The 23,673-nt window shown below is 40.2% G+C and carries 9 protein-coding genes and 1 pseudogene; 5 read left to right on the forward strand and 5 right to left on the reverse strand.

Going from position 1 to position 23,673, the window contains the following annotated elements; translation table 11 throughout:
- Positions 1-285 precede the first annotated feature (285 nt).
- Both Q0976_RS18410 and Q0976_RS18415 read left to right on the forward strand, forming a co-directional pair.
- Positions 286-14,349, forward strand: a complete 14,064-nt coding sequence (locus Q0976_RS18410) for a tandem-95 repeat protein (protein WP_299495340.1) — start codon at positions 286-288, stop codon at positions 14,347-14,349.
- A 367-nt stretch (positions 14,350-14,716) separates the two neighbouring features.
- On the forward strand, positions 14,717-16,471 hold the full coding sequence (locus tag Q0976_RS18415) for an acyl-CoA dehydrogenase family protein (protein WP_299495341.1): 1,755 nt from the start codon (positions 14,717-14,719) through the stop codon (positions 16,469-16,471).
- Between the two features lie 88 nt (positions 16,472-16,559).
- Here Q0976_RS18415 and dacB read toward each other — a convergent pair whose 3' ends face one another.
- From dacB to yvcK, 3 genes are all read right to left on the reverse strand, one after another.
- Entirely contained in the window at positions 16,560-17,999 is a 1,440-nt protein-coding gene (gene dacB / locus Q0976_RS18420) for a D-alanyl-D-alanine carboxypeptidase/D-alanyl-D-alanine-endopeptidase (protein ID WP_299495342.1), read from the reverse strand.
- A 21-nt stretch (positions 18,000-18,020) separates the two neighbouring features.
- Positions 18,021-18,191 carry a hypothetical protein gene (locus tag Q0976_RS18425; RefSeq protein ID WP_299495343.1) on the reverse strand — a complete coding sequence of 57 codons (171 nt, stop codon included), beginning with the start codon at positions 18,189-18,191 and terminating at the stop codon, positions 18,021-18,023.
- Positions 18,192-18,537: 346 nt separating this feature from the next.
- Complete coding sequence (yvcK, locus tag Q0976_RS18430; RefSeq protein WP_299495344.1) at positions 18,538-19,452, reverse strand: uridine diphosphate-N-acetylglucosamine-binding protein YvcK; 915 nt, start codon at positions 19,450-19,452, stop codon at positions 18,538-18,540.
- Between the two features lie 373 nt (positions 19,453-19,825).
- On the opposite strand from yvcK, the gene Q0976_RS18435 reads away from it, so the two are divergent.
- The 3 genes and pseudogenes from Q0976_RS18435 to Q0976_RS18445 form a co-directional block, all read left to right on the forward strand.
- Positions 19,826-20,653 carry a glucosaminidase domain-containing protein gene (locus Q0976_RS18435; RefSeq protein ID WP_299495345.1) on the forward strand — a complete coding sequence of 276 codons (828 nt, stop codon included), beginning with the start codon at positions 19,826-19,828 and terminating at the stop codon, positions 20,651-20,653.
- Positions 20,631-21,284 carry a DUF2987 domain-containing protein gene (locus tag Q0976_RS18440; RefSeq protein WP_299495346.1) on the forward strand — a complete coding sequence of 218 codons (654 nt, stop codon included), beginning with the start codon at positions 20,631-20,633 and terminating at the stop codon, positions 21,282-21,284. Before Q0976_RS18435 ends, Q0976_RS18440 begins: the two co-directional genes overlap by 23 nt.
- 168 nt (positions 21,285-21,452) lie before the next feature.
- Positions 21,453-21,681, forward strand: a pseudogene (locus tag Q0976_RS18445) (transposase); the annotation flags it as partial.
- Positions 21,682-21,759: 78 nt separating this feature from the next.
- Here the strand turns inward: Q0976_RS18445 and Q0976_RS18450 are convergent.
- Positions 21,760-23,445, reverse strand: a complete 1,686-nt coding sequence (locus tag Q0976_RS18450; RefSeq protein ID WP_299495347.1) for a hypothetical protein — start codon at positions 23,443-23,445, stop codon at positions 21,760-21,762.
- A 48-nt stretch (positions 23,446-23,493) separates the two neighbouring features.
- Entirely contained in the window at positions 23,494-23,637 is a 144-nt protein-coding gene (locus Q0976_RS18455) for a hypothetical protein (RefSeq protein WP_299495348.1), read from the reverse strand.
- Positions 23,638-23,673 lie beyond the last annotated feature (36 nt).

The following is a 23,673-nucleotide window of genomic DNA, read 5'->3' on the forward strand; positions in this document are numbered from 1 at the left end:
CATAGGCTACATAACTTATATAACTGTAGACTAATAATATACAACTTGACATAAATCACATTTGTTTTTTTTATTTTAATTGTGATTTAACAGACAACTATCTTCAAAAATGACTGAATTTTGTTGTTAAATATTGTCATACTTATTGTCTTAGAGCGCTAATGTAGGAGATATTTATTCGAAAACGAATACTTTCTTTGATTCTGAATACCGTTCTACCTTGTATTTCCTATCATCCTAGTCTTTGCTTAAAGCCATAATGAGTCTATGCATGGAGCCGACATTATGGCTAAGAAACCCAATGAGCCAAGTGATATTAATGATACAGAAGAAAGAATTGTTACTGATGAGGGGCGGGTTTCGCCTGAAGAGGCGAAGAATCAGGTCAATACCGTTACCGGCGTTGCTGCTTCAGCTGTTGAAGCGGCTGATCAGGTTGATAAAAGGAATGAAGAGCTTAGCGAAGGTGCAACGGGCTCAGGTGTTGACTCTGATCTAACCGAGAATGGAGAAGTTCAAGGAGGGGCTAAAAATGCAGAGGAGCTTTCAGATGAGAAGGGAGCTCAATCGGCTGTTATTGATGGCCCTGATCATGATGAAGAGGCTCAGACTGTTAAGTCATCTTCTAATGAGCCTGTGGGACAACAATCCGTAGGCGGCGCTGAGGCTGTTTCAAGTACCGGTACTGTGCCTGATGTTAAGGGAAATGCCAATAATGTAAGTGAAGGCATCGCGGCTGCTCCGAGTGCATTCAGTGATAATGACCTTCAGGGAGAAGAGCAAGAGGAGGATGATTTTGATTCAAAAACCACTACCCAATCCATTGATGTTAATGTACAAGATACTGCAGAGGAAGGAGAGTTAACATCACATATAGAAGATAATTTTGACTCAAACACTTCAAGTCAAACCATCGCGGTGAATGTTCAGGATGTGAATGATGGGCCAACAGCGGATGATGTTTCTTTCATTATAGAAGAGGAAGGTTCATTAGTCATTACCTCTGAATATTTAATTGCCAATTCAAATGATATTGATAGTGATGATTTATCGATTATTTCCGTACGCTATGAAGGGCCTCATGGTGTATTACAACCCATTAAAGGGACAGATGATTATCATTTTTTTCCTAATAAAGATTTTTCGGGTGATTTGCAGTTACATTATGTTGTTACAGATGGCATAGACTCTGCGACAGCATTTATTGATATTCAAGTGACAGAAGTTAATGATGCACCGATTATTTCCGGTCCATTAGCATACAGTGTGGATGAAGATGGCTATCTGTGTCTGAGTCAAGAACAATTATTGCATAATGCAACGGATGTAGAAGGGGATCATTTAGTTGCACATAACTTGTCTGTTGGCGAGTTTGGTGAAGTAAGTGACAATCATGATGGCAGTTATAAGATAGTACCAGATCCAAATTATAGTGGACCACTTGAAGTGTTGTTTGATGTATCTGATGGTGAATACTCTACTCAACAACTCATGAATATCCATGTTGAAGCTATTGCTGATTCACCTGACTTAATGGTTAAGGATGATGAAGGTCGAGATTTGGATGGGACGACTCTGATAACTGATCCCAGTAATAGTATCGATTTTAGTATTGATGCTGCTTTAGAAGATACTGATTTATCTGAAACCTTAACTTTGGCTGTGGAAGGCATCCCAGAGGGAGCGGTGATTAGATTTGATGGTGACAGTGTATTACAAGGGCAAGATAACGGCTTACAATCTTTTGTTGATACACCAGTGACCGTGACCTTTGAGGGTGAAGGAGCTGGATTTAAAAATTCAATTGGATATTACAAAGTTGATGAAGAAGGTCATATTGCCGATGTAGAGCTGGTTTACAGTAATGCTTCTGCGGTGAATAGTGGAGGCAACTTAATACCAGGAGAGTCTGCTTTTTCTTTTGAACTTCAAGAAGGAGAATCATTTAATCTTTTTACCATCCCTAATGGGGCCAGTGCAATTGAAAGCTTGAATACTGCCCTTGGTGAATTTGTTTTTAGAAATGATGATGGTAGCCCGGCTACTGTGGAGTCTGTATCACCTCAATTAGTTTTTATTGACGACACAGGTAATGAAACTGTGATTAAAGGGCAGTTTGATGATGCTGTATTTCATGGCGGCAACCACACTCAGTTAAATGCAGACGATATTAAACATACCCGTTCTGACATTAATGCAGATGGAGAAATCGTTATTGGATTTGAAGATATCTTGGGGGGAGGTGATCGTGACTACGATGATTTTTCTTTCAGTATCGATATGGGAGAGATAAATCAACAAATTTACGCCGGTGAAATTGTGGTAGATGAAACGGGGATAACTGAGATCCCAACAACAGCCATAAGCGACAATATTAGTATTCAGTTACCCCAAGATTTTAGCGGAGAATTAGATATTTCTGTTAAAGCAACAGCCACAGAAATAGCGAATCAAGATCAAGCTTCTGTTATTCAAAGTTTCCATGTAGACGCAAGAGAGCATGCACCTGAAAGTATGGATCAAGCAGCGCGTATCGATGAAGATACTCATTATCATTTTACTTTGGATGATTTTAGTTTTAGAGATCAAAATGAAGACGATGTGTTGGAAAGTATCACATTGAATCATTTACCCAGTAATGGGCAAATATTTTTAGATGGCGAGCCTGTGAGTGATGGGCAAGTGGTGAATGCTACAGACATTGATATCGGATTATTACATTTTGAGCCTACAGATAACTTTTTTGGTGAGGTGAACCTGATTTTTACGGTATCGGATGGAAAAATGGTATCACTGCCACATGAGTTTACGATTAATGTGGCGTCAGTAAACGATCCAGTGATAGCACGTGATGATTACAGTACATCCTTAAGTGATCCCATGATTCGATTAGATGAAATGCCGGAGTATGGCATCATGCAGTTTTTCGAAGATGGAGAATGGAGGAACATGGAGTTAGGGGTTGAGTACCCCGCTGATCTACAAGTTCAATTTATGGCAAATGTAGAAGAAGTAAGAGAAATTACTCGAGATATTAAAGTGGGCAGTTTTGATAATAATAATGATAATAGTTCGTTTAGCGGTACGACTGACGTTAGCGATTGGGGGAATATTGAGGGAAATAAAGCCGTTTTTGAAACCACTGATGGTGCAAAAATTATCACAAGTGTCTCAGAAGGACACTTGACGGCTTGGAATGGTGAAGGACATGTTGGTTCAGGAATTGGTAATGAATCTGAAAATGGATTGAGTCGTAATGAGGAGCTTATTGTCAAAATTGAGGATGTCTTTGTTAATCATGTGACGTTTGCTATGGATGGGCTAGGTAGTTATTTTGATAAAGATAGCTCACATGCAACTGAAGTGATGATTAGGGCATATGATACTGATGGTAATATCATTGATACTCAAGGAGATTATAGAGATTCAGGAACAGAATATGATGAATATCATTTTACAACTGATAGACCTGTTGATCATTTCATTTTAGGAACAAAAGGGGGAGATGGAACCTATGTCGTACAAAGTATGACAGTATCAAGAACAGCGGCAGATGAAGTCAAAATGACTACGATACAAGGAGATGGCAGTGAAGTACAAAATGTTGTGCATCTTGATCTTAAACATGAAAATGCCGATGTCCCCTTAAATTTAACCGAACAGCTTATCTATGTTGATCCATCCATCGAGACCTCACCTTTTACCGTTCCTGAAGACACTGGTTTTATTTTGAGTCCTGATGAATTACTTCGAAATGATTTTGATATTGATGGTGATGTATTAACGATTGTTGAAGTGCATGCAACCGATGATACTTTTGGTGAAGTGCATATCGATTCTCATGGACAAATTGTATTTATGCCAGCACCCAATTTTAATGGCCAAACGAATTTTGATTATACCGTTAGCGATGGACAGGGGAGTGTTGATACTGCAACGGTTTATTTGAATGTTAAACCTGTGAATGATGGCGTCATTGCTGAAGATGACGTGGTGGGTGCACGTGAAGATATTGAGACCATTTTCGCTTCTAAAGAATTATTGGCCAACGATTTTGATCTTGATGGTGATAAGTTGTATATCACAGGAGTGGATACGGGTCCCCATAGCCATGGCGAAGTCTATTTAGATAAAGCAGGAGATGTGGTTTTTATTCCTGAGAAGGACTTCTTTGGTGAGGCAGAGTTTGTATATACGGTGTCTGATGGTGCAGGCAGTACCGATAAAGCCAGTGTTACAGTCCTTGTTACCCCAGAAAATGATCCTGTGATTGCGAAAGACGATTGGGCTGATGCACATGAAGACCAAACGGCCTTATTTACCGCTAAAGAATTATTGGCCAACGATTTTGATCTTGATGGTGATAAGTTGCATATCACAGGAGTGGATACGGGTCCCCATAGCCATGGAGAAGTCTATTTAGATAAAGCAGGGGATGTGGTGTTTATTCCAGAAAAAGACTTTTTTGGTGAGGCAGTCTTTGAGTATACGGTGTCTGATGGGGCTGGCAGTACCGATAGTGCGATGGTCACTGTGTATGTGAGTGCAGAAAACGATCCAGTGATTGCCAAAGCCGATAAGGTTGAAACACATGAAGACAGTAAAACCGTGTTCACCGCGAAAGAATTATTGGTCAATGATTCTGATGTGGATAAAGATCAATTGTATATTATCGATGTGGAGACTGGCCCACAGACTCATGGCCAAGCTTATTTAAATGAAGCGGGAAATGTGGTTTTTATTCCTGAGAAGGACTTTTTTGGTGAGGCAGAGTTTGTATATACAGTGTCTGATCTTGCAGGTAGTACTGATAAAGCCACTGTTACCGTGTTTGTTACCCCAGAAAATGATCCGGTAATAGCCAAAGCCGATTGGGTAGAAACCAGTGAAGATACTCTGACGGTATTTCCTGCGAAAGCATTATTAGCTAATGATTTCGATATGGATAATGACAAGCTGATTATCACAGAGGTGGAAGCTGGACGACAGACCCATGGCGAAGCATATTTAGATAAAGCGGGCGATGTCGTATTTATTCCAGAAAAGGACTTTTTTGGTGAGGCAACGTTTGAGTATACGGTGTCTGATGGGGCTGGCAGTACCGATAGTGCGATGGTTACTGTGTATGTGAGTGCAGAAAACGATCCTGTGATTGCTAAAGCGGATAACGTTGAAACACAAGAAGACAGTAAAACCGTGTTCACCGCGAAAGAATTATTGGCCAATGATTCTGATGTGGATAAAGATCAATTGTATATTACCGATGTGGAGACGGGTCCGCAGGCTCATGGCCAAGCTTATTTAAATGAAGCGGGAAATGTGGTGTTTATACCGGAAAAGGACTTTTTTGGTGAGGCGGAGTTTGTATATACAGTGTCTGATCTTGCAGGCAGTACTGATAAAGCCACAGTTACAGTCCTTGTTACCCCAGAAAACGATCCTGTGATTGCCAAAGCCGATTGGGTCGAAACGAAAGAAGATGTGCAAACGGTATTTACTGCGAAAGAATTATTAGCTAATGATTTTGATGTGGATAAAGATCAATTACATATTATCGATGTAGAAACGGGACGGCAGACCCATGGCGAAGCGTATTTAGATAAAGCAGGGGATGTGGTATTTATTCCAGAGAAAGACTTTGTTGGTGAGGCAGTGTTTAAGTATACGGTGTCTGATGACGCAGGCAGTACCGATAGTGCGATGGTCACGGTTCTTGTTACGCCAGAAAACGATCCTGTGATTGCTAAAGCGGATAAAGTTGAAACACAAGAAGACAGTAAAACCGTGTTCACCGCTAAAGAATTATTGGCCAATGATTCTGATGTGGATAAAGATCAATTGCATATTATCGATGTGGAAACGGGTCCGCAGACTCATGGCCAAGCTTATTTAGATAAAGCGGGCGATGTTGTATTTATTCCTGAGAAGGACTTTTTTGGTGAAGCAGTATTTAAGTATACAGTGTCCGATGGGGCTGGCAGTACCGATAAAGCCACTGTCACCGTGCTTGTTACCCCAGAAAACGATCCTGTTATTGCTAAAGGCGATAGTGTTGAGGCGAAAGAAGATCATATTACTGTTTTTAGTGCAAAAGAGCTGGTGGGTAATGATTTTGATGCAGATCATGATTACTTGCGTATTATTGATGTGCATGTGGGCCCAGAAACCCATGGTGATGCTTATGTGAATGAATTTGGTGATGTAGTGTTTATTCCTGAAGAGCATTATTTTGGGAAAGCGGTATTTGAATATACGGTGTCTGATGGGGCTGGAAGCCAAGACAGTGCGACTGTCACTATAAGGGTGAGTGAAGAAAATGATCCCGTTATTGCCTTAGATGATTGGGTTGAAACGAAAGAAGATGTGCAAACGGTGTTTACCGCGAAAGCATTATTGGCCAATGATTTTGATGTAGATAATGACAAACTCACTATTACAGAGGTGAAAGTGGGGCCGGAATCCCATGGTAAAGCTTATGTGAATGAATCCGGGGATGTGGTGTTCACACCTGAGGCCAATTACTTTGGGGAAGCGGTGTTTGAATATACGGTATCGGATGGAAGAGGCAGTCATGATAGTGCTTCGGTCAATGTATATATCAGTGAAGAAAACGATCCTGTTATTGCTAAAGACGATAGTGTTGAGGCGAAAGAAGATCATATTACTGTTTTTAGAGCAAATGAGTTATTGGGTAATGATTTTGATGCAGATCATGATTACTTGCGTATTACTGATGTGCATGTGGGTCCAGAAACCCATGGTGATGCTTATGTGAATGAATTTGGTGATGTAGTGTTTATTCCTGAAGCGCATTATTTTGGTGACGCAGTGTTTGAATATACGGTCAAAGATTATGCGGGGAGTCAAGATACCGCGAAGGTAACCATTCGAATAACAGAAGAAAATGATCCCGTTATTGCCTTAGATGATTGGGTTGAAACGAAAGAAGATGTGCAAACGGTGTTTACCGCGAAAGCATTATTGGCCAATGATTTTGATGTAGATAATGACAAACTCACTATTACAGAGGTGAAAGTGGGGCCGGAATCCCATGGTAAAGCTTATGTGAATGAATCCGGGGATGTGGTGTTCACACCTGAGGCCAATTACTTTGGGGAAGCGGTGTTTGAATATACGGTATCGGATGGAAGGGGCAGTCATGATAGTGCTTCGGTCAATGTATACATCAGTGAAGAAAACGATCCTGTTATTGCTAAAGACGATAGTGTTGAGGCGAAAGAAGATCATATTACGGTCTTTAGAGCAAATGAGTTATTGGGTAATGATTTTGATGTGGATAGCGAACATTTGCATATTACGGATGTGCATGTGGGTCCAGAAACCCATGGTGATGCTTATGTGAATGAATTTGGTGATGTAGTGTTTATTCCTGAAGCGCATTATTTTGGTGACGCAGTGTTTGAATATACGGTCAAAGATTATGCGGGGAGTCAAGATACCGCGAAGGTAACCATTCGAATAACAGAAGAAAATGATCCCGTTATTGCAAAAGATGATTGGGTTGAAACGAAAGAAGATGTGCAAACGGTGTTTACCGCGAAAGAATTATTGGCCAATGATTTTGATGTAGATAATGACAAACTCACTATTACAGAGGTGAAAGTGGGGCCGGAATCCCATGGTAAAGCTTATGTGAATGAATCCGGGGATGTGGTGTTCACACCTGAGGCCAATTACTTTGGGGAAGCGGTGTTTGAATATACGGTATCGGATGGAAGGGGCAGTCATGATAGTGCTTCGGTCAATGTATACATCAGTCCTGAAAATGATCCCGTTATTGCAAAAGACGATCAGGTTGGGGCGAAAGAAGATCATATTACGGTCTTTAGTGCAAAAGATTTAGTAGGCAATGACTATGATGCGGATAATGATTACCTGCGTATTACGGATGTGCATGTGGGTCCTGAAACCCATGGTGAAGCTTATGTGAATGAATTTGGTGATGTGGTATTTATTCCTGAGAAAGATTTTTTTGGGAAAGCGGTGTTTGAATATACAGTTTCAGATGGAAATGACAGTCTAGACAGTGCCATGGTGACCGTTCTAGTGACACCTGAAAATGATCCTGTGATTGCGCGTGATGATTATACAATGAATGCCGAACCCATGATCCGCCTAGATGAACCCCTTGATTTTGGTTCGATGCAATATAAGGATCTTCAGGGGCAGTGGGCTGATATGAAAGTTGGAGTGGAATACAGTGCTCAAACAGAAATACAGTTTACTCCTGATGAGGATATGATTTTAGAGCAGTCAAATGCGCTTCAGTTAGGTTCTTTTGATGAAAATATAGAGACTGATGAATTTGATGGTTTAGCCAGTTTGAGCGATTGGGGAACGCAAGAAGGAAATAGTCTTGTTTATACACAGGGGGATATCACGATAACCACAACGATGCATGGAGATACCTTAGATGTTTGGAACCCGAATGCAGGAGATCCTAGTCATGCTGGAACGGGTATAGGAGGCGCTGGTCGTTTTGGCACTGATCAAAATGAATTTATGTCAATTGATATCTCTGGTATGAAAGCAAATGCTGTCACATTTTGTTGTGGTGGTCTGGGTAAGTTTTTCTCAAAAAGTACAAGTGGCAGTGATCCGGTTGTGATTACTGCTTATGATCAAGAAGGAAATGTAATTGATATTCAAAGTAGTTATGGTAATGAGGATAATGGTGGTGGACTCGATAATGTTTATAGTTTTGAGACGGATAAACCTGTAACGAGTTTTGATATTCGGGTTGAAAATGATGGCCATACCGGTAGTTTTACTGTCACGAATATGACAATAGAAAATACACTTGTTCAGGATCTTAATTTAACGACTATTCACTCTGATGGGACGGAAGAGATTAATTCCACCTCTTTAACCTTGCAAAGCTCTCATCTTAATCCTGTCCTTTTAACCGAAGAGTTAATTGCTAGCACCTTAGAGGGAGGTGAAGCTCCCATAACGACGGCCGAAGATAAGTTACTCAGATTATCTCCTGATGATCTTCTTAAGAATGATTCAGATATAGATGGTGATGTGCTGACTATTGTGGAAGTTCGTGCAACAGAAGAGACTCATGGTGAGGTGCATATCGATGAACATGGGAATATATTGTTCACACCTGCTCCTGATTATCATGGTCCTGCTCATTTTGAATATACCGTGACTGATGGTCACAATAGTTTCGATACAGCTAAAGTCATAGTCAATGTTTCTCCTGAGAACGATCCTGTGATTGCTCACCATGATTGGGTCGAGGTGCAAGAAGATAAAACAACCGTGTTTAAAGCCAAAGATTTATTGAGCAATGATGAAGACACCGATGGCGATAAATTATACATTGCTGAAGTGTTTCATGGCCCTCACACTCACGGTGAAGTGTTCCTTAATGAGTTTGGTGATGTGGTGTTTATTCCTGAGAAAGATTTTTTTGGTGAGGCGGTGTTTGAGTATGTGGTGACGGATGGCCATGAGAGCTTTGATACGGCAAAAGTGACGATGAAGGTGACACCTGAAAATGATCCTGTGATTGCCCATCATGACCGAGTCGAAATACAAGAAGATGCAATAACAGTGTTTCACGCGAATGACTTGTTAGCGAATGATTTTGATGTGGATAAAGATCAATTGCATATTATCGATGTGAATATTGGGCCGAATACTCATGGTAAGGCTTATCTGGATGATGCTGGCGACGTGGTGTTTATTCCTGAGCGAGACTACTCAGGTGAAGCTGTGTTTGAATATGTTGTCTCTGATGAACAAGGAGGCACGGATAAAGCGCAAGTGATAGTGAATGTAGTGCCCCAAGCCGATGCACCGGAAATTAGTATTGGTAATGATACGTTACAAATCAACGAAATGTTAGTTTTCGTGAATGAAGATTTTGAATCAGGTAATGAAGGTTGGAATGAGTCTGTACGTGATAGTGGTAATATGGATTCTGGTAATATGTTAGGTGCCTTTGATGGTGATAATACACATGATGTGATTACAAAAGATTATGAAGTGCCTCATGGGGTCGATAAGGTCGATATTCGCTTTGATATGCATGAAATTGGTTCCTGGGATAATGAAACTTTTGCTGTCTATATTGATGGTGAGCCATTCACTCGTATTGATTTATCACATATTTATCATGCAAAAGAAGAGCGCGAATATGAAAATGAGTTGACGCCATTAGTTGGGCCAAATGGGGACGTGGTCGGTCAAGTTGTACATGGTGAGGATGGTATTCGAGCAAATTTGAATGATTCAAGCTCGGGTTGGACCGATACACGTGATTCGAGTCAATCCCATGAATTTACCCTGACGGTACCAGTTAATCAAGATACCGGTATGCTGCAGTTGGGCTTTAATGCTCAGTTGAATGGTCCAGAGAGTGATGAAGCTTTAGGGATTGATAATATTATGATGGCTGCCCATGTGGATACGAACCAGATTTTGGCAACAGAAGATGTTGCTTTAGCGTTGGATATAACGGCAATGCTGACCGATATTGATGGTTCTGAACATTTAAGTGATATTACTTTTTCAGATGTACCAGAGACTATTACATTATCATCAGGCGTAAATCAAGGTGATGGTGTTTGGATTTTATCTCAAGAAAACTTAGTTGGATTAGAGCTTATCCCAGATGATGATTTTACCGGTCTTGTTCACATGAACATCTCTGCGACCTCAACCGAGGAGGCTAATGGTGATAGTGCCACTACAACAGAATCAATTGCCATTATGTTTCATCCTGTCAATGATAGACCGGATGCAACGGATGATCACTTCGTTGGAGAAGAAGATCGGACACAATTATTAAGATTTGATACCGTACTACATAATGACTACGATGTGGACAGTACTGAATTAACGGTGATAGATGTCAATATGACACCTGATACTCATGGCCATGTAACCTTGACAGCAGACGGATTTCTATTTGAGCCAGAGTTAGATTATTTTGGTATTGCAACGTTTGATTATGTGGTGGTGGATGACGATGGCCTAGAAGATACTGCAACGGTGACGATTGACCTTGCACCCGTAAATGATGCCCCCGTAATACAGGGGCAAGTTTATGATTTACCAGAACCGATAGTCGATTTTAATTTAAGTGGAGTCGAAGGCATTGTCGGTGAGGCTCAATTATTTGGCGACGGCGAAGCGCAAATTGATAGCGGAGTCGACTCAGATCAAACCGGTGAGACATCCTATACATTAATGGCTTGGGTACGGCCAGATGAGGGTTCTTCGGGCCGTGAAATGATTATTTGTGGTGACGACATGGGCTATGATTTTAGTTTACTGGCCGATAATGGCCGTGCGGCGGTTTATACTGGTTCTGGGGTCGTGAGTTTACCCGATAAGTTACCAACAGATGAAATGACACAGCTAACAGCGGTGTATGATACGGCTAATGACGAAGTGAATTTGTATGTGAACGGCGAGTTGACATTAACGTCTCCAATCACTTATGAAGGAAGTGGCGGAAATTGGACCGTTGGAGGGCATTCTTCAACAGAGCACCAGCGGTGGGATGATGCAGAAGATTTTAATGGCGTTATTGATGAGGCTAAAGTATATGATGAAGCATTAACGGACACTCAAATAACGACAGTTTATGATCTTGAATCGCAACATATTAGTGTTGATGATATACAAGTAGGCAATGATAAAACGTTGTTTAAGCCCAGTATTGGTGAAGACGGAAGCTTTATGTTACATGACGCTGATATTTTAAAACATGTTACAGATGTGGATAGTGATGTCGTTAAAGTAACGGATGTATCTTATCATCACAATGATGGTGAACTTTTGAAGTTGGAAGGAGGGGGTTATCAGTTTATCCCTAAGGCTGATTGGAGTGGGAGTGTTGAGTTAGACATCACAGTGACGGATGACGGGGGGTTATCCGATCATGGTCATGTTCGCTTTACTGTTGAGCCCATTAATGATGCGCCAACAGCACCCGCTCTTACCATTGATGGTAAAGAAGATAACTTGGTTATTATCAATCCCAAGCATATTCTTAGGGAGGTCACAGACAGTGATAGTGAGCATGTTACGCTTGAAGGGATCACAATCAGACATCCTGAAAATGCGACGTTGCAGCTTCAAAACGATGGTATGTATCATCTACTAACGCCCCCTAATTTTAATGGGTTGATAGAATTAGGTTATCAAGTATCGGATGGTATTGACGTAACTGATGGTTCGTTAAATGTTGATATTATCCCCGTTAACGATGAACCTTTCATTAATGGTAATGCACAGTTTACGACTAAAGAAGATAGCGCATTTACTTTTCGTGAATCTGATGTATTGAATTTATTTAGTGATATTGATACAGAAAAATTAGTGGTTTCTCGCATTATTACTCAAGAGGGAGAAGAAGGAGGTGAATTGGTTAATAATAATGATGGAAGTTGGACCTTTAATCCATCACCTCATTTCGCAGGTACATCTGATTTGCAAGTGATTGTCAGTGATGGTGAATTTGAAACCGCGCTAGATTTTCCTGTCTATATACGTCCAGTTGCTGATGGTGCCGTGATCACCACGGCTCATAAAGGCCCCTTAGTATTTGATGAGGACAGTACTGGATTGTTAGGCATAAACATGTCGATGATTGATAGTTCAGAAACCTTATGTAATGTAATGATAACTGGGTTCCCTGTCGGTTTTGAAGTCTCTGATGGCACCTCTCTGATCACCATCACTGTGCCAGGACAAGCAATTAATGTCACAACATGGGATATTGAGCAGCTAGCATTAACCCCGCCAGAAAACTATTCAGGTAATTTTGTTTTGACCGTATCTGCAACAACGGTTGATTATGGTGAGGAAGCTTCACAACCCGCATCAGCACAACCATCTGTGTCAACAGGGGATTTTCACATGGGGTCAAATGAATCCTTATTACTCACTGATGCTGAATTGTTAGAAATGTCAGACTCTTTTGATGCTAAAGGAGAGGGAGATGTACATATGGTCAGTTTTGCTAAACCTAATCAAGGTGAGATTAAGGACAATGGGGATGGTACTTGGACGGTAACGCCGGTAGAGGGCTTCATGGGGGAGCTGGATATTGTGTACTTGGTTGAACAAAATGGAATGTTACATGATGCGCAAAGTTCTATTGCTGTGACGGGTGATAATGGTCATAACCAAGCGCCAATAGTGGAGCGTATTGAGACCGCAGAGTTAGAAGAAGGCAATACATTATTTTTTACAAAGGCGGATATGTTGGATCAATTATCTGATAAGGATGATCTTGAGATACAATCTGTGTTTCTTTCTTCTGGAAAGGGAATGTTAGAAGAACAGGGCGATAGAGGTTATCAGTTTATCCCTGAGAAAGGGTTTGTCGGAGAGGCACATGTTGCCTTTGTGGCATCGGATGGTGAGAATAGCATTGAAAGTTATTTCAATGTCGAAGTTCTCCCTACTTCTACAGAAACATCGTTGTTAATGGATGATGATGGCGCTGTGCTGATAGAACAAAGTCATATTACGCATCAACTGGGATTAGATTCAGCAGAGACCATCATGGGAGTGGACTATCTTGAGGGACATGGAACCATTATTAATAATGGAGATGGTACCCATCATTTTTGGTCAGATAAGGATTTTGATGGAAAATTAAACTTAGAAGTTTCAACATTAAATGATGATGTGATTGAGACTCAGCAAGTATTGTTCAATGTTCCAGTATATCATTTAGCTGCAACAGAGAGTTTTTCAGAGGTGGAGGGACTTGATGGGGCGGCACCTACTACTGAAAAAGTGGATGAGGCAGAGCATGTGTTGTCTGATGAAGTGTCTGAGCCTTCAGAAAATGTAGAAGTGAGTGCTGAAATTACTGCTGCACCAGGTGGCGACGTACGAGTGGCTATGCCTGAAGATATTATGGCTCACCATGAAGCGGTAGATCATGTATTGATTTCCCATTTACCTGAAGATGCGATCATTTTAGGTGGATTGCCCCAACCCGATGGTGATGTATTGATGGCAGGGGATCTCTCTCAATCTATTGGCATTCACTTTGGTGAGGCATTCCATGGTGATGTTGATATTCACTTTCAAGGGTTCGATGAATATGATAAACCGATACAGGAGGCCGGTGGTGATGTGAATATCAAGGTCAGTGAAGAGTATGCCCTTGACCCTCGTCATCCTGAAATTGAGCAAGGTATTGATATTCCAAGAGAGCAAGAACAAAGTTGGACGCATGCTGATGGAACGGATACGGCGATAGATGTCATGGATGACAGTACTGGCTTGGAGGACCATTCCTCGGATAAAATGTCGCAACGCCCTGATGAAGATGATAATTTAATGTGATTTTCAGATTATTGTTTTTTCATTAAAGGGGTAAATAGACTGTTTTTTTAAGGCTCAGCATTCTTTATGCTGAGCCTATTTTCTATTTTCTATTTAATGTTCATTCTCGTTAAAGCGCTATCATCAGACCAACATTTTGGCCTTTATTTGTGTTCTACTTCTATACCTTTTTGCTGGCCATGAGGCAAAAATTCACTTTGATATTAATAAAAATGCCGGCATTACATGACTTGGGGGCTATTGGGGATAAAATTCAACTGTGTCATTGATGCTATTTTTATCCATTTGTAAAAAATATCTTTCATTTTCTGCTCAATTTGTTATAAATTAAAACAACTGTTTTAATCTAACGTTTGAGAATGTTGTCATGAACCCATATAGCGCCCCTTTAGCAGATATGCAATTTTTACTTGAGCGAGTCTTTAACGCCCAAAAAACCTGGCGCTCATTGCCAGCCATGGCCGATACGGTTGATATTGATACCGCTTTTGCCATTTTAAATGAGGCCAGCAAAATTAGCCGAGATTTAATTCACCCCATCAATCGCAGTGGTGATGAGCAAGGTGTTATTCATGAAGGCAATAAAGTTATTACTCCTGAAGGCTTTAAAACGGTATATAAAGAATATGCTGAAGGTGGCTGGATAGGTTTATGTGGTGATCCTGATTTTGGAGGCATGGGAATGCCAAAGATGTTAGGGGTGTTGGTCGATGAGATGGCTTATAGTGCTTCAAACGCATTTACTCTATATGGTTCATTAACCGCTGGAGCGGCATTATGCATTCATGCCCACGGAAGTGATGCGCTCAAGAATACTTATTTACCACCTTTGTACAGTGGAGAATGGGCTGGAGCGATGGGGATGACTGAACCACAATCGGGTTCAGACTTAAAAGGGATCCGTACTAAAGCCATTCCACAAGAGGACGGGAGTTATCACATTAATGGTAGCAAAATTTTCATTACAGGTGGTGATCATGATTTAACTGAAAATGTCATCCACTTAGTGTTAGCCAAACTACCTGAATCAAAAGGGATTTCATTATTTTTAGTCCCTAAGATTGCTTTAGATATGAATGGACAACTTGCTAACGAAAATGGTGTTACAGTGGGCGCCATTGAGCATAAAATGGGTCTTAAGGCGTCATCAACTTGTGTCATGAATTTTGATAATGCGAAAGGGTATTTGATTGGTGAGCCTAATCGCGGTTTAGCATGCATGTTTACTATGATGAATTATGAGCGTTTAGCGATTGGGATCCAGGGACTTGGTACATCGCAAGCTGCCTATCAAATGGCATCAGAGTATGCTAAAGAGCGTTTACAGGGGGCTGCAGCAGGAGCATCGAGACAAGAACACAAGGATCCTATTATAGTACATGGCGATGTCAGGCGTATGTTGTTAAATATAAAATGTCTAACTGAGGCTGGGCGGGCATTATCGGTTTATACCGGGCAACAACTTGATTTGGCAAAATATGCTGAAGGGGAAGTACAAATTAAAGCTCAACAATATGTCGGTCTATTAACACCTGTGGCTAAGGCATTTTTAAGTGATCGCGGTTTGGATGCGGCTATTTTGGGTCAACAAGTCTTTGGGGGTCATGGTTATATTCGTGAAACTGGGATTGAACAATTAGTGAGGGACACTCGAATCGCACAAATTTATGAAGGCACTAATGGCATTCAAGCAATTGACTTTCTTGGGCGAAAAGTGATTGGTGATAATGTAGTGGCATTAAGACTCTTTATTGACGAACATAAAACTAATATCGAAAACATGTCTCAGGTGGCGCCTCATTATAAGCAACGTGTCATTGAATTGTTGAGTCGCTTATTAGATAGTGCGCTACAAGTGAATGAAAATAAAACCCGTTACCCTGCATTAGTGAATGCTTGTGCTGTGGACTTCTTAGATGCCTTTGGCTATATCCTGTACGGCTATTTTTGGCTAGCCATGGCCGATGCGGCTAATGGGCATAGTGATCCTCAATTTGAGTTGCAAAAGCAACATCTAATGCAATTTTATTTTGATAAAATGCTCGCAAAAGCAGACTTTCATTTAAGTCAAGTTAACGTGGGGGATAATGCGACTATGGCCATGCCTGAAACACTATTTTAAGGACGATTTTATTACCTCAAAGATACTGACAGTTTTGTTTATTGTTGTCAGTATCTTAACTTATTGTGGTAAATAGGAGAGGCTATTTTTATTGGGCGGCTAATAATTCAGTGAGTCGCACGTTAAAAGCGGGGCGTTTATTTTGCTTTGAAGGAGGTGAGATCCCATTTTCTAAACTGACAAAAAGGAATTGTTTACCTGATTGAGTGTTAATAAAGCCAGCTAAATTATCCACGCCTTTTAGTGTGCCTGTTTTTGCTATTACTCGTCCTTTGAGCCTTTTTAAGTTAAAGCCCTGGCGATGTTGCAGCGTACCTCTAATGCCTGAGATCGGTAGCGCTTGGATCAAATACTGAAATCGATGATCAGTAGCGATTAATTGCAGTACAGATGCAAGTTGTGATGCGGTTATTAAGGTATATCGAGAAAGTCCTGAACCATCGATGATTGTTGCTTGACTTAAATCAATGCCAAGAAAGCGCAATTCAGCTTTTAATGCTTTTATACCTTGTTTAAATAAATCCTGTCCGTCGTATTTTTGCCCCATCTTCTTAACTAAACTGTCCGCAATAAAGTTATTAGAATCTGAGAGCATGATATCAAGTAGTTGGCTTAACGGTGCTGATGAATGGGTGGCAAGAGGTTGGAGAGGCTGAATATGGGTCTCTTTTTGGATAAATTGGCCTTTCAGTTCGATCCCTAAGGATGACATGACTTGGGCCAAAACTTGCTCTGCATATCGCTTTGGATCGGTAATCGCAATCTGTAATTTAAGTCCATTAGGTTTTGAAAAACAACCCGTGAGGTGAAATTGATTATCCGGCAGTGGAATGAGTTCAAGATCACAGTCTTTGTTATTAGGTGTATAAATAGCGTTACTGGTAATATTAACAGGAATAACTTGTTCAAGGTGCAATTGGGCTGCTGCAATGGCTTTATTGGGAGTCAATTGGGCTTTAATACAGTTCTGGTCAATGGAATATTGAGATAGGGGGGCGGCATAGCACAAAGGTAAATCTTCCCAACTCCAGCCTGGTGCACGCCAGTTATTTTTATTTTCATCTTTACTGACTAAATAAACATCGCCAGTGATTGTTGTCAGCCCCATTTTTTTAACGGCTTCAAATAGTAAATAGACATCCTGCTGCGTTAGGCTAGGATCGCCATCAAAAGCAATGAAGAGGTCGCCATTGAGCTTTCCTTGAATAATGGGGGCATTGCTATAAATAACCGTTTTAAAGGTAAAGTCAGCACCAAAATAGGAATTCGCTGCAACAGCAGTAAGCAGCTTCATTGTGCTTGCAGGGAGAAAATATTGGCGAGTATTTTTTTTAAATAACACTGACGAATGAGATTGAGTATTTGATGCGATCTCTTGTACCCACACGGCAGTTTGTGAGCTAATGGGTATAATCTTGTTAATTTGTGCTGATAACGATTCTTTTGCAAGGGCTGGGACAGTGAACATACTCGTTAATAGGATGGCACTGGCCAGTTTGCATGTAAATACGGATGTTTTTTTTATCATATTTTAGAATTATAAACTGAATTATGCATCTTGATCCTTATCGTCTTTTTCCATCATTCGAAATAATTGTAATGTGATAAAAAGAACCAAAATGAGAAAGAGTGGAAATAAGAAAATACCCAAAATGGATTTAAAATGAAATAATCCCCAGGCGGCTAAGAGAGAAATCAGTATCGTGATAAGCGCTTTCATAATGGTGTGCTATTTCTTGTGAGAGTATTCAAGGTGAATGCTTAATCTCTTATAATACAGTTTACTTCAAAAGTGAATATTTTTGAGGTATAGAAAAATAATTTCTTAAAAATTTGTTTCTTTCATGAAATTAATGGGTAATTGTTTGCTTTATGAAGCATAAAGGTGGGTATAGGTAAGTAACATTGTTTCTAATGTGAGGGGGCATTTTTGTGGTGAAAATGTTTTTACACAAGATTAAAATGAGTCGCCCAAACGCTTCAAATGGTAAATTGGCCCAATTTGAGTCTATAGATTGACTCAAATTGATGGGCTAATGGCTTTTAGTTGTGATAATGATAAAAAGTTAAGAGGCTTGTGAGGTTCTATCTTTAATACTGACCATGTTAGACAGCGCATCAACTAAGGCTAATCTGTCATGTAAGCCGACATGATGTTTACTTCTTAGTGGGTAAAAATAAGTATTGTGTTTTTGCGTAGGAATGTTAGCGTGACAAAGCACTTTATCGACAATTTTAATACCGAGTAATTGATGACACCATTCTAACTTATCTTTTATATTGCAATTACTTATTGGTGATGGTTCTTTGGTGAGATTATCAATAAGAATAATCTCAGCGTTTGATTGGGTGAGCGCCTCAGCAAATTGTGGTAATAAAAGAGGTGGCATGATACTGGTTAAAAAACTACCTGGGCCTAATATGATCAGTTCAGCTTCTTTCACGGCCTCGCAAGCTTCTGCGGTAACAGATACTTGAGGTTCGAGTGATAGAGCAATAGGTGTATCAGCCATATTATCAACATTTAACTCACCTAAAACACGATTTCCAGATGCTTCTATCGCAACAAGGTGTGTGGGGTGCTCAGACATCGGGATCACTTTTGTTTCTATCTTAAGTAATCGACGAATTAAATTGACGGCTTCTAGTGGTCGGACACATAATTCATCCAGAGCGAGTAAAATAAGATTGCCTAAATTATGTCCTGATAATTCCATTTCCCCTGTAAATCGATATTCAAATAATAACGTTCCCATTGAAGGACGTTCTGCTAATTCAGAGAGGCAATTGCGTAAATCTCCCCAAGCAATACAATCTTGGTCGGCGCGAAGACGGCCAGTAGAGCCACCATTATCAGTTGTTGCGACGATCCCTGTGAGGCGGTCGCCTAAAAAAGAAAGAGATGATAGGACACGCCCCAGTCCGTGACCTCCACCAATAGCGACAACATGATTAAAGCGATTGAGTGCATTATGTTTCATGAATGCCAAGCCTTTTGTGTGTTTAAGTTGTTTTTAAAACATAAAGAAAACACATTATACATGTTTGTTCGATGTTTTAGCGATGTAATCTTCACTAAGCTAGCATATAATGGGCTGTGTTTGTCTATTTATTAATGAAATAGGTTAGGGTCTGTTGATCTTTAGTGGTTAATGATGTTCGAGATAAACGTGTTTTAATCGCGGCTGGAGGATTAATACTTAGTGGCCTAAGCCCTATCTTTAAACTAAGCGGCTAAAAAATGAAACAATAGAATAGCTATAGGGACAAACTTTGCGTTTATTACGGAGCCACTAACTGATGTAAAAATCATGACTAAAGATCAACGAGCCCTAAGTTAAGTAAGGAGTTGTGGTGAAAACAGGAAAACTTGGACGTATTACAATTGTATTGGGCTGTGTCATTATTTTGTTTATTATAGTGCGCCTCATGGTGATCCCTTCACTGTTAACCCAAGAAGTGGGGAGTCAACATCTTGAAAAAAATATCATGCCAGCTTCCAAAGTCCCAGATTTTGCTAAATTAGGGACGATCAGTGAGAAAAAAAGAGCTTTTTTTGATTATTTAAAGCCGTTAGTGCATCAGCAAAATGCGATCATTAGTGATGAGCGTTTGTTTTTATTCTCTATTCGTTCTGAGCTTTTGCAAGATAGGGAGCTTACTGCTGCTGAAGAGTTTAGGTTAAATCAGATAACAGAAAAATATCAATTTACTCTGCGAAGTTTAAATCCGGCAATCATTAATACCTTATTAGAAAGGGTGGATACGATCCCTGAACCCCTTGTGCTTATTCAAGCAGCTAAAGAATCAGGCTGGGGGAGTTCACGTTTTGCGAGGGAAGGCTTTAACTTTTTTGGACAATGGTGTTATAAAAAAGGCTGTGGTTTAGTGCCGAGATCGAGAACTCAAGGCCTTTCTCATGAAGTGGCTGTTTTTTCAAGTGTTGAGGGATCTGTTGCTGCCTATATGAGAAATTTAAATACAAATGCCGCTTATCAGCTACTTCGTAAAATTAGGACTGATTTGCGGGCTCAAGGGAAGGTGCCAACGGCAAATCAATTAGTCTATGGATTAGTTAATTACTCTGAGCGTCAACAAGCATATATCAATGAGCTATTAAGTTTATTGAAACATAATAAAAAGTATTTAGTGGAAAATTATGAACACAAACCTGCTGTCTAAATGTATTATACCAACACGTTTATTATTGAGTTGCCTGATATTCGTTCAAATGAGTGTGTTTGCGGCACCATTCTCACTGGAGTATCAAGGTTTTTATCAACGATTAAAAAAAGTAAACTTGGGCCATTTTCAATTAATTGAAATGGCTTTTTTAGTTCCAAATAAGACATTATGTCGAATTAAAAGTGGCAACATTGCGACAGAGAAACACATTTATCCTTTAACCTATAATGATGATCAACAATTATATTTGCCTTTTGATGCTCAATTGAAGAGAGATAGGGCGCTGATCAATATGGATATTGAAGGTAATGCCAGAGACTGTCGCATCATGATGCAAATTAGAGGTAGGCAGCTTAAAAGTAGCTACAAAGCAACTGAAATGAAGCAAATACAAAATGAAATGAATAGATTATTAAAAAGTCTTCAAGGTTTTCCAATGAAATATTTTTATCAACCCATTACAGGGGTAAATATTGAATTTGATGAACCAACACAAGTGACGATTGATGATATTCAAGTTTATATTGGAAAACAGTTTCATTTAGGCTCTAAAACAATCGAACAGTTATCTCAAGTATCATTTAGCCACAAACCTAAGCTTATTAGCCCTTGGCTCGAGGAGCGTTAATATCAAACAATCAGTCATAATCCTTCAATAATTTAAGGATTATGACGAATAAAATCGCTACCTACATTCTAATTATGTTATAAATAGAAACATAACAAACCCACGTCTTCAGCAAGACACACAGCCTAATCGTCGCAATGGCACCAGTCAAAAACCGTAAACACCTTGCAACTCAGCTTATTAAGAAACATCAAATTGATGAAATATGTCGCATCAAAGCATCAAAAAGCCTTTATGGCTGATTTAAAACTTGTTTATCGAGCCGTTATGAAGGAACTGCCGAGATAGCACTGGATGAACTTGAGGCTAAATGGGGTAATGATTATCCATTGTTATCAACGCTTGGCCTCGAAAGTGGGATAACTTATCGTACTACTTTAAGTATCCAGAGCATATACAACAGCGTCAACTCATTATCCCCCTATGTATCCTGACTTCCATACCAACAAGAAAAAGAAAGTGGAAAGAGCCCTATTTAATTGATTGGTGTTAACTGAAATGTATTTTGGAAGGATTGATAACCATACCAGGTTGATGTATCTCTTTTTCCTCTGCCACTTCCCCAAGTACATTTAGCGTGAATTTTTTCTTTTTTCCATTTGTAGTAAAGTCCGCCGCATATTTCCAGCTTGTCATAGCCTAGGCTGGCTTGAGTGTCGCGAATACTTCGGCTGGTTGACCAAACATAAAAATTACGGCCTTCAAAGGTACTTCTGGCTTGGTTAGAGGGTGATTCCACCTTGGTATAGCAGGAGCTATTGCTCTTTACATCAGGTGAAGGCATTTTAAACAACGCCGCCATTTCAGAGTATGCTGTGGAATTGGATATATTCGAGATGCACAGGGATGCGACGGTGTTAGATTCTGATGTGGCAAAACTCATTCCTCCCGTAACAGAGGTCGTGTTTGATGAGCCTATTTGGGTAGTGCCGCTGATTGATTCAGTCAGTGATGTGGTATATGAAGACGTACTGCAGTTAGTTTGTGTAGCAGGAGATGACTCTACAAAGCCTAGCCCATCATAGGATTGAAGCACATTGTTACAATTATAGCTGCTGTTACATATTTCCAGCCCGCCATCTGTCGGGGTGAAAAGATAACCGCAGGTGGGGTTACCCGGCCTATGATATCTTAATACGCTGTGCAAACCATATTCGGTTGCAAACCAGGAGCGCTGGTTCTTATCATCATGCGTATAGGCATTATCCATTGCCAGCGTTGCGGATACTTTTACAATATGGAAGTCAGTGTCGAGATCTTCAGAATATACGGTATAGGTGTAGACATAAACGCTATAGCGGCTATTGGGGTAGTCAGATGCGATGCTGGCGCAATTGGATGTGTTTAGCTCATCACAGCTATAATAATCGTCGTCATAATAAATTCGATAAATATCGGTGCTTGATTGTGGAGTGACGATATTATGTATCAGATTACCATCATCGACTTCGTTAGTGGTTTCTACAGGCTTGAGTAGCGTTTCTCCTTGCTCTGTGGTGATCTGTTTGGGGCTATTACTGTTAGCGGCAAGATCCTTTAGCTCATTGATGTTAAGTACTGCAGCTGAGGTGGGGCTGCTTGCTTGTTTGATTTCAGCAATTAAATCTTCAATCGAGTGAGCGATGGCTTGTCTATTTAATTCCGTAATAAAGTCACTATCGCCGACAGTCTCTGTAGAGGGAATTTCATGCCGATGGTTGGTCCAAATAGGTATTTCGTCTACCAAACGTAATTCTCGCCATGTAAGCGTATCCAGTCCAACTGCATAGATATCGGAAAAGCCCAAATGAGCCATCAGCTTATTGGTATGTTCACCGTCGGCTTGTATGAGAGTGACAGGTTTACCCTGATTCAGTACGGTTTTAATGAAAGCCTCATTCAGACTACTGGACAAAACGTCATCAATATGTTCCCCACCAATAAAGATAGCTGCAATATCTGTATCTGATGATAAATCCTCCGAAGTACTGTATAGGGTGAATTTCTCTGAGAGTAGTTCTGAAATATCTGTATCGGTGGTTTCTGTGCCGAGGTAAACAACATTCAGGCTTTCGGTGCTATCCGAACTTGAGCTATTGTCATTGCAGCCAAGTAGGTTACTAAGGCTAAGGTTTATTAGTGATAGCCAGAGAAAAGTATTGAGGCGAGACATTTTTTTCATGGAACTAGTCCTTTAGTGAATAAATAGCTTTTATTTTGTCATGCTGTTTTAGGCTTTAGTGTATAAGGCGTATTTTTCGAGAAGTGCGACATTCTCACCGTGGCAATTGGATGAGAAACCTTCTCTAACAAACAAGCCAATACCTAAACCATTAAGATCAACAACTGGGCGTGTAATAAGTAGTATAAACATTCTTTTTTCCATAAAGCCTAATATTTGGTCATATTG

The sequence above is a fragment of the uncultured Shewanella sp. genome, assembly GCF_947501665.1.
Taxonomy (GTDB): domain Bacteria; phylum Pseudomonadota; class Gammaproteobacteria; order Enterobacterales; family Shewanellaceae; genus Shewanella.